This is a genomic window from Moorena sp. SIO4A1, assembly GCF_010672065.1.
Lineage (GTDB): Bacteria > Cyanobacteriota > Cyanobacteriia > Cyanobacteriales > Coleofasciculaceae > Moorena.
Genome location: NZ_JAAHHX010000511.1, coordinates 1 through 1748 on the forward strand (window position 1 = coordinate 1; position 1748 = coordinate 1748).

Annotated in this window: 2 protein-coding genes; both read left to right on the forward strand. The window is 40.1% G+C overall.

The window, feature by feature from the left end; all coding sequences use genetic code 11:
• Nucleotides 1-1007: SagB family peptide dehydrogenase (locus F6K53_RS40040; RefSeq protein WP_293085621.1), on the forward strand; the 1007-nt coding region annotated here is incomplete at its 5' end.
• The coding region (locus F6K53_RS40045) for a condensation domain-containing protein (protein WP_293085624.1) at nt 1004-1748 on the forward strand (745 nt) is incomplete at its 3' end. The genes F6K53_RS40040 and F6K53_RS40045, both read left to right, overlap by 4 nt.

Sequence of the window (1748 nt, forward strand, 5' to 3'; positions counted from 1 at the left end):
CTTTAGAGGAGTTTAGCCAGTTTTTAAGCTGTCTGCTGCAAATGAAACTGGACGATTTTCCATTACCCAAATATCTTTACCCTTCTGCAGGAAATCTTTATCCTGTACAAACATATTTATTAATTAAGCCAGAACGGGTTTCGGGATTGTCAGGAGGTATCTATTACTATTGTCCTCGGGAGCATAATTTAGTATTTCTCAATCCTTGGAGCGATGTTGACAGCAGGATTTACGGTGGCAATCAACCGATTTTTGAGGAGTCTGCGTTTTCCCTCTTTTTGATTAGCAAACTTAGTGCCATTACTCCGATGTATGGGGAACTAGCTGAAAATTTCTGTTTCCTTGAGGCAGGGCACATGGGGCAACTATTAATGAATACAGCACCAAACTACCAGATGGGACTTTGTCCAATTGGCGGTCTTGAGTTTGACAAGCTACGATATTTATTTGAGTTGGAATCGAATCAACATCTAATTTATAGTTTTCTTGGAGGCAAGATTGACCCAGTTCAAACCAAACAGTTGTTCGGTAAATCTTCAAAGGACGAGCGGTCTATTCCACAACAACTACAAGAGCATTTACAAGGAAAATTACCCCAGTATATGCTCCCCAATGATTATGTGTTAATGGATGCCTTCCCTTTAACTGCAAATGGCAAAGTTAACCGCAAAGATCTACCTGCCCCTGAGATATTAGTACAAGAAAGAATTTTTATACCCCCCAGTACTCCTATTGAAGAGAAGTTAGCTGGCATTTGGGCAACAATATTAGAGTTAGAAGTAAATCAAGTCAGTGTTAATGATAATTTCTTTGACATTGGTGGCAATTCCTTACTTGCTACTCAGCTAATCTCCAGAATTCGACAATTTTGCCAAGTCGATCTACCTCTGTCTGACTTCTTTGCAGAACCGACAATTGCTGGTTTGGTTGAACACATTGAAGTTCTTAGTTGGGTGGGACAAGATATACAATATTCAGAAACAAATATAGAGGAGATAGAATTATGAATAATCAAACAATTGTCAAGTTCCTTTCTCAACTGCGTAAACTAAATGTTCAAGTTTCATCTAACGGAGAAAAATTACGCTGTCAAGCTCCTGAAGGTGTGTTAACAGCTGCACTGTCACAGCAGATAGCAGAACGCAAAGCAGAAATTTTGGCGTATTTGAAACAGGTCAGACAAGAAGAACATCAAAATCTTCCAGCCATTTCGGTTATCCCTAGAGATGAAAACTTACCGCTGTCTTTTGCTCAAGAAAGACTCTGGTTCATCAACCAACTTGAAGGGTCAACTGTTGCTTACAACTCGCCAGGAGTGCTCCGCATCAGCGGTAACTTGAACCTTAATGCCCTAGAACAAGCATTATCAGACATAGTCCGTCGCCACGAAGTTCTACGTACCAGTTTCCAAACTGTTAATGGCACGCCAATACAGGTCATCGATCCGAAAGCCACCTTAAACCTCAAGATAGTGGACTTACAGGAAATAGAAGTTAAAGAACGGGAAACGGTACTCCAGCAACAAATACAACAAGAAATAACTAAGCCCTTTAACCTGGAAAGAGCACCATTAATCAGATGCCGTTTATGGCAGTTATATGGGACAGAATATGTATTTTCCATAACAATGCACCACATCATTTCTGATGCTTGGTCAATAGGAATATTTATCCAAGAACTGTCTACCTTATATCGAGCTTTTACTCAGGGAGAACCATCCCCCTTGGCAAAATTACCAATTCAGTATG